This is a genomic window from Cytophagales bacterium, from assembly GCA_019456305.1.
Lineage (GTDB): Bacteria > Bacteroidota > Bacteroidia > Cytophagales > VRUD01 > VRUD01.
This window is the reverse complement of the sequence record VRUD01000055.1, coordinates 1-6,655: the sequence shown is the minus strand read 5'-3', so window position 1 is coordinate 6,655 and position 6,655 is coordinate 1. Positions and strand designations below refer to the sequence as shown.

The following is a 6,655-nucleotide window of genomic DNA, read 5'->3' as shown; positions in this document are numbered from 1 at the left end:
AATGAGTGTTATCCAAATATATTATGGAGAATAATAATGAAGATGACTTTGGCTTTAGATTTAGAAATTGGGATATTTATAAAGATGCCAGAGAATTTAGAAAATTTGTTAATGCATTATTAAAAAAGTATCCTAAGGAAGAACAGTTTCGTTTAGTGGACCAAACAAAACGTGCATTAAATTCTATAGTTCTTCAAATTTCTGAAGGTGCAAACCGCAATACAGATAAAGACACAAGAGTTTATATTAATAGATCTCATACTTCCTTGGATGAGGTAGTTGGTGCTATGGATTGTGCATTAGACGATCGTTATATAAATAATCACGAACATCGTGAGGTATTATTACGTGCTAAAAGTCTTGCTAAAAGACTCAGAAAGTTTGGTGATTATTTATTATCATCATATTCAAAATCATAGTGAGTCATTGTTATTGTTATTGTCATTGTTAGTCATAGTCATTGTCATCAGTCATAGTCATAGTTAGTTATAGTGTAGTAATGCTCATAGGCACATTAGGTTAGTTATACAAATATTCACATTATGTCCGAATTCAGGGTAGCCACAAGATATGCCAAGTCTCTGCTGGAATTAGCTAAGGAACAACAAGTATTGGATGTCGTACATAAAGATATGCTTCTTTTTTCAAAGACATGTGAAGAAAATCGCAATTTGCTGCTCATGCTCAGAAATCCTATCATTAATCATGATAAAAAATTAGCTATTTTAAAAGCCATATTTAAAGATAAAGTAAATAAGCTGACATTCGCCATTTTTGATATTATTACAAGGAAAAACAGGGAAAATATTCTGTTTGCCATATCTACAGAATTTCACACCCGGTACAATAATCTAGTAGGAATAGGAACGGCAAATGTCACTACTGCTTTTGATCTTACCAATGATCTTAAAATATCTTTTGAAAATATAGCAAAAAAACTTACCGGTAAAAATGTGGAACTAAAAGAAAAGGTAGATGAAGATATGATCGGGGGTTTTGTTCTGAGAATTGACGATTTGCAGATTGATAATTCGATTAAAAATAAGTTAAATGAATTAAAAATGCAATTTAGAATAACTAAATGAATGATAGCAAAATTTTAGTTCATGGTTTTTGGTTATTAGTTTTAGTTATTTGGTTATTAGTTTTAGTTCATTGGTTCAATAGTTTGCTAATGCCGGACTCATGGCACGACCAACAAACTAAAAAACTATAACCATAAACTATCAAACCATAACCAAAAACTAACAACCAAAAACTAAATATTTTGCTATCATTCATTTATTCTATTATTCATTCATTATGCAAGTAGACATAAGACCAGATGAAGTTTCTGCTATCTTAAGAGAGCAGTTATCAGATTTCAAAACCGAAGCAGAGTTGGAAGAAGTTGGCACTGTACTTCAGGTCGGTGACGGTGTGGCACGTATCTATGGACTTACCATGGTACAGTCAGGCGAGCTTCTGGAATTTGAAACAGGTTTAAAAGCCTTAGTCCTTAATATTGAGGAGGACAATGTGGGAGCTGTTTTATTTGGTGAATCGAGTGGAATTAAAGAAGGCGATACTGTTAAAAGAACCCGGGAGATTGCTAATATTAAGGTTGGAGATGGGATGTTGGGGAGAGTGGTCAATACCTTAGGAGTTCCCGTTGACGGTAAAGGCCCTATCAAGGGAAAATTATATGAAATGCCCCTGGAACGAAAAGCCCCGGGTGTGATCTACAGAGAACCGGTTAACGAACCCCTTCAAACAGGTATTAAAGCGATTGATGCTATGATCCCTATAGGCAGGGGGCAGCGTGAACTCATCATTGGAGACAGGCAAACCGGGAAAACAGCAATCGCTATTGATACAATTATCAATCAAAAAGAGTTTTTTAAAAAGGGTGAACCGGTATTTTGCATCTATGTGGCTATCGGACAAAAAGCAAGCACCGTAGCCCAGGTAGAAATAACACTTGAACGGGCTGGTGCATTGGATTATACCGTCATAGTTTCTGCTCCTGCTTCTGAACCGTCACCTATGCAGTTCTTTGCACCATTTGCAGGCGCTGCTATTGGCGAGTATTACAGAGACACAGGAAGGCCCGCATTGGTAATTTATGATGATCTGTCAAAACAAGCAGTAGCTTATCGGGAAGTTTCACTCCTTTTAAGAAGGCCCCCGGGACGTGAAGCTTACCCAGGTGACATTTTCTATTTGCATAGCCGGTTGCTGGAAAGAGCTGCAAAAGTAAATACTACTGATGCAGTAGCTCAGAAAATGAACGATATCCCTTCATCTATTAAATCTATGGTAAAAGGCGGAGGTTCACTTACTGCTTTACCAATTATTGAAACACAAGCCGGTGACGTTTCAGCATATATTCCTACAAATGTGATCTCTATCACTGACGGACAAATTTTTCTTGAAACAAGCCTTTTTAATGCAGGTATTCGCCCTGCTATTAATGTAGGTATCTCAGTTTCAAGGGTAGGGGGGAATGCCCAGATAAAATCAATGAAGAAAATAGCGGGAACGCTAAAATTAGACCAGGCTCAGTTCCGTGAATTGGAAGCTTTTGCAAAGTTCGGCTCTGACCTGGATGCTGCTACAAAGCTCATCATTGAAAGAGGCAGGAGAAACCAGGAGATCTTAAAACAAGCCCAATATTCCCCTATGCCGGTTGAACAGCAGATCGCACTTATTTATTGTTCTACAAACGGCCTTATTGATATGGTACCTATTGATAAAGTCAAAGATTTTGAGAAGCAATATCTGCAAATTTTAACAGCTCAACATGTAGATATCCTGCAAGCTCTTCAGTCCGGCAAGTTAGATGATAATACTACTGAAGTGCTTAAAAAAGTAGCTATAGAACTCGTTGATAGATATTGAAAAATTCCAAGTAAAAAGTAAAAAGTAAAAAGTAAAAAGTAAAAAAAAAGTAAAAAACTATGAAAAAAGATTTGTGTGAAAGACTGTTTAAGTTTGCAGTTGATGTAATTAGATTTTTAATGAGAGAATCAAATTATTGGTTAAGAATATTTAAAGAGCAACTAAATAGGCGATATACAAAAGTGCCATTACCTGGTAGATGAGTCAGAGCAGTTAAAAAAAATACTTGGTTCAATCGCAAGCAAATGAAATAAAAACTTTACTTTTTATTTTTTACTTTTTACTTTTTACTTTTTACTTAAATTCAATTATATAGATTATTTATGCAATTTAACACTAATATCCAATCTTCAATTTTCAATTAAAAGATGCCTAACCTAAAAGAAGTAAAAAGCAGAATAGCTTCGGTAGTTTCAACACAACAGATCACCAAAGCAATGAAAATGGTTGCTGCCTCTAAACTGCGCAGGGCACAGGATAAAATGTTACATATAAGACCTTATGCCGAAAGGCTTAATGATATTTTAGGAAGCATTTCACAGGGTAAGAGTGATGATCATATAAATGAATTTCAATTAAAGCGGGATGTCAAAAAGATATTGATCATCGTAGTTACTTCCGATAGAGGACTCTGCGGTGCATTTAATAGTAATATCTACAAAGCAGTTGCCACACATATACAAAACAAATATACCAGCCCCCCTAACAGCCCCCCTAAATCCCCCCAAAGGGGGGACTTTCCCGCCACACTTCCCGAAGGGAAAGGGGTTGGCAAAGTCTCCCCCCTTTGGGGGGACGGAAGGGGGGCTGGTAGGGGTGAGATTACATTAATGTGCATTGGAAAAAAAGGATGGGATTATTTTTCTAAAAGCATGTCCCGAGCGTTAGCGAGGGAAAGGGTTGAAATTGTCGGAGATTATGTGAAACTTTTTAGTAATTTGGATTTTATTGAGGTAAAAAAAGCAACCGATCATATTTTGAACGGCTTTCTAAATGATGATTTTCAGATTGTAGACATTATTTATAACGAGTTTAAAAATGTTGCCGCTCAAATAATAAGAACTGAGCAATTTTTACCGATCGTTGAAAATAGCCTTCCTCACACAATTAAGGGAGTGGATGGAAAGCAGGAAAGTGGTCAAGCGAATAAAACAAATCCGGAGGTGGATTATATTTTTGAACCGTCAAGGAAACAGATTATGAATGCATTGATACCATATTCCTTAAGGATCAGGTTTTATAAAGCATTATTAGAATCAAATGCTGCTGAACATGGCGCCAGGATGACTGCTATGGACCAGGCAACGGATAATGCCGAAGAAATTTTAAGAGACTTGCGGCTAACCTACAACAGAACCCGCCAGGCAGCCATTACAAAAGAGATATTGGAAATTGTGGGAGGAGCCGAAGCCCTTCAAGGCGGAGGATAGGAAATGGTTTTTAGTTTTTAGTTATTGGTTATGGTTTGATAGTTTCTGGTTATAGTTCTTTAGTTGGCAGTTCCGGGCTTTATACCATAAGATGGACAAACCAATAAACTAAAACTAATAACTAAAAAAACTAAAACTAATAACTAAAAACCATGAACTAAAATATGTAAGGTGTTTGACTAATATTATTTCTTTGTTTGTCGTTTCAGGGACTTTATAAGGATAGCTATATTGCCAAATTGCCAAATTATCAACATACAAAATTATCAACATGAGTACAGAACAAGTAAAATTATTGATCCTTGGTTCAGGCCCGGCAGGTTATACTGCTGCAGTCTATGCTGCCAGGGCAGGTATAAAGCCGGTTCTCTACCAGGGTGATGAACCTGGCGGACAATTAACCATTACCACTGATGTGGAGAACTATCCAGGGTACCCTGATGGCGTATTGGGCCCCCAGATGATGGAGGATTTTAAAAAACAAGCAGAAAGATTCGGAACTGATACCCGTTTCGGGAAGGCTACATCTGTTGATTTTTCGTCATTACCACATAAAGTTGTTGTAGATGACGATCACATTATCACAGCCGATGTTGTGATCATTTCAACCGGAGCTTCTGCAAAGTGGCTGGGCATTGAATCAGAGCAGCGGCTAAATGGTAAAGGTGTTTCTGCATGTGCTGTCTGTGATGGTTTCTTTTTTAAGGGTATGGATGTAGCTGTGGTAGGAGGCGGGGATACAGCCAGTGAAGAATCTTCTTACCTTGCAAAATTGTGCACCAAAGTTTATCTGTTGGTTCGCAGAGATCAAATGAGAGCTTCAAAATTTATGCAAGAGCGGGTGGAGAATACTCCTAATATTGAACTCCTATGGAATTCGGTAACAGATGAAATTTTGGGCAAAGATGAAGTGGAAGGCTTAAGATATAAAAACACAAAAACCGGTGAGCTCAAAGAAGTACCAATAAAAGGATTTTTTGTAGCCATTGGGCACAAGCCAAATACCGCAATTTTTGTAGATTATATTAAAATGGATGAAAACGGGTATATAATCACTGAGGCTGGTTCAACCCATACAAACATTGAAGGCGTATTTACCTGCGGGGATGCCCAGGATCATGTTTACAGGCAGGCGGTAACGGCTGCCGGGACCGGCTGCATGGCTGCTCTTGATGCTGAAAGATATCTGGCGAAATTGGATTTTGGATGACCAACAAATGGCATCCAAAATCCGAAATCCGAAACCACTAATTACACTAATTACACTAAATTAGTGAAATTCTTAATTAGTGTAATTCGTGTAATTAGTGGTTTCAAAATCAAGAATTAACATCCAACAACCATCTCATGAAACTTGACATATTAGTTACAGCCGCCCACCCTGACGATGCTGAGCTTGGGTGCGGGGGTACCATCATTTCGCACGTGGAAATGGGTAAAAAGGTAGGTATTGCAGACTTTACAAGAGGTGAAATGTCAACCAGGGGTACCCCGGAAATTCGTGATAAGGAAGCAGAAGCAGCAGGCAAAATACTGGGCCTTTCCGTAAGAGAAAATCTTGGCTTTGCAGATGTTTTCTTTAAAAATGATGATCAGCATTGCCTGGAGCTTATTAAGATCATCAGAAGGTACAAGCCGCAAATTGTGCTTGCAAGCGCCATACATGACCGCCACCCTGACCACCAAAAATGTGCAGAGCTGACTGTGAGGGCATGTTTTTTATCAGGGTTACAGAAAATTGAGACATTAACCCCGGGGCTTCAGGATGCGTGGAGACCTAAAGCGGTTTACCATTATATACAAGATAGATACATCAAGCCCGATTTTGTTGTTGATATTACACCCTTCTGGGAAAAAAAGCTTGAAGCTCTAAAAACCTTTAAAAGCCAGTTTTACAATCCCGCCAGCGATGAACCCGAAACCTACATTTCACAAAAAGGATTTCTGGAATACCTTGAAGCAAGAGCAATGGAAATGGGCCATGCCATAGGAGTGAAGTATGGAGAAGGTTTTACAACACAGAAACAGATAGGGATCAAGAGCTTGTTTGATTTGGTTTAAAATTATCAACGAATAACGAATCAATACGAATTTACGAAAATGTAAAATGAAACCACGAAACCACTAATTACACGAATTACACTAATTAAGAATTACACTAATTTAATTTGTGTAATTCGTGTAATTCGTGGTTATATTCTTTTTTCCTTTTTTAACTTTCTCTTTCTTGTCTTAAATAACCGTTGTTCTAATTTGCTCACTGCTAAATTATGCAACGGAAGAAACAATCCGGCAAGCGCCACGTTTACCATGAGCATGTAAGCGGGTTCACCGCCTACCCATTG

General features: G+C 37.9%; 6 protein-coding genes and 1 pseudogene. All 7 read left to right on the top strand.

From position 1 onward, the window contains the following. Positions 1-23: 23 nt before the first annotated feature. The 7 genes and pseudogenes from FVQ77_11975 (at position 24) to bshB1 (ending at position 6,371) form a co-directional block, all read left to right on the top strand. Positions 24-419, top strand: coding sequence for a four helix bundle protein (locus tag FVQ77_11975; GenBank protein ID MBW8051030.1), 396 nt, complete (start codon positions 24-26; stop codon positions 417-419). Between the two features lie 123 nt (positions 420-542). Further along, the gene (atpH, locus tag FVQ77_11970) at positions 543-1,085 is read left to right on the top strand and encodes an ATP synthase F1 subunit delta (protein MBW8051029.1); all 543 of its coding nucleotides are present in this window, start codon (positions 543-545) and stop codon (positions 1,083-1,085) included. Between the two features lie 217 nt (positions 1,086-1,302). Beyond that, entirely contained in the window at positions 1,303-2,880 is a 1,578-nt protein-coding gene (locus FVQ77_11965; protein ID MBW8051028.1) for a F0F1 ATP synthase subunit alpha, read from the top strand. Between the two features lie 368 nt (positions 2,881-3,248). After that, positions 3,249-3,572: pseudogene (locus tag FVQ77_11960) on the top strand (F0F1 ATP synthase subunit gamma). A gap of 138 nt (positions 3,573-3,710) precedes the next feature. Beyond that, positions 3,711-4,310, top strand: a complete 600-nt coding sequence (locus FVQ77_11955; protein ID MBW8051027.1) for a F0F1 ATP synthase subunit gamma — start codon at positions 3,711-3,713, stop codon at positions 4,308-4,310. 271 nt (positions 4,311-4,581) lie between these two features. Further along, the gene (gene trxB, locus FVQ77_11950; protein MBW8051026.1) at positions 4,582-5,520 is read left to right on the top strand and encodes a thioredoxin-disulfide reductase; all 939 of its coding nucleotides are present in this window, start codon (positions 4,582-4,584) and stop codon (positions 5,518-5,520) included. A 137-nt stretch (positions 5,521-5,657) separates the two neighbouring features. Continuing rightward, entirely contained in the window at positions 5,658-6,371 is a 714-nt protein-coding gene (gene bshB1 / locus FVQ77_11945; protein ID MBW8051025.1) for a bacillithiol biosynthesis deacetylase BshB1, read from the top strand. Positions 6,372-6,655: the final 284 nt, after the last annotated feature.

What these genes read in the sequence shown, in the direction of transcription:
- FVQ77_11955 (MBW8051027.1), top strand. Translation starts at nt 3,711, where the DNA reads ATGTGCATTGGAAAAAAAGGATGGGATTATTTTTCTAAAAGCATGTCC.
- atpH (MBW8051029.1), top strand. Translation starts at nt 543, where the DNA reads ATGTCCGAATTCAGGGTAGCCACAAGATATGCCAAGTCTCTGCTGGAA.
- FVQ77_11965 (MBW8051028.1), top strand. Translation starts at nt 1,303, where the DNA reads ATGCAAGTAGACATAAGACCAGATGAAGTTTCTGCTATCTTAAGAGAG.
- bshB1 (MBW8051025.1), top strand. Translation starts at nt 5,658, where the DNA reads ATGAAACTTGACATATTAGTTACAGCCGCCCACCCTGACGATGCTGAG.
- FVQ77_11975 (MBW8051030.1), top strand. Translation starts at nt 24, where the DNA reads ATGGAGAATAATAATGAAGATGACTTTGGCTTTAGATTTAGAAATTGG.
- trxB (MBW8051026.1), top strand. Translation starts at nt 4,582, where the DNA reads ATGAGTACAGAACAAGTAAAATTATTGATCCTTGGTTCAGGCCCGGCA.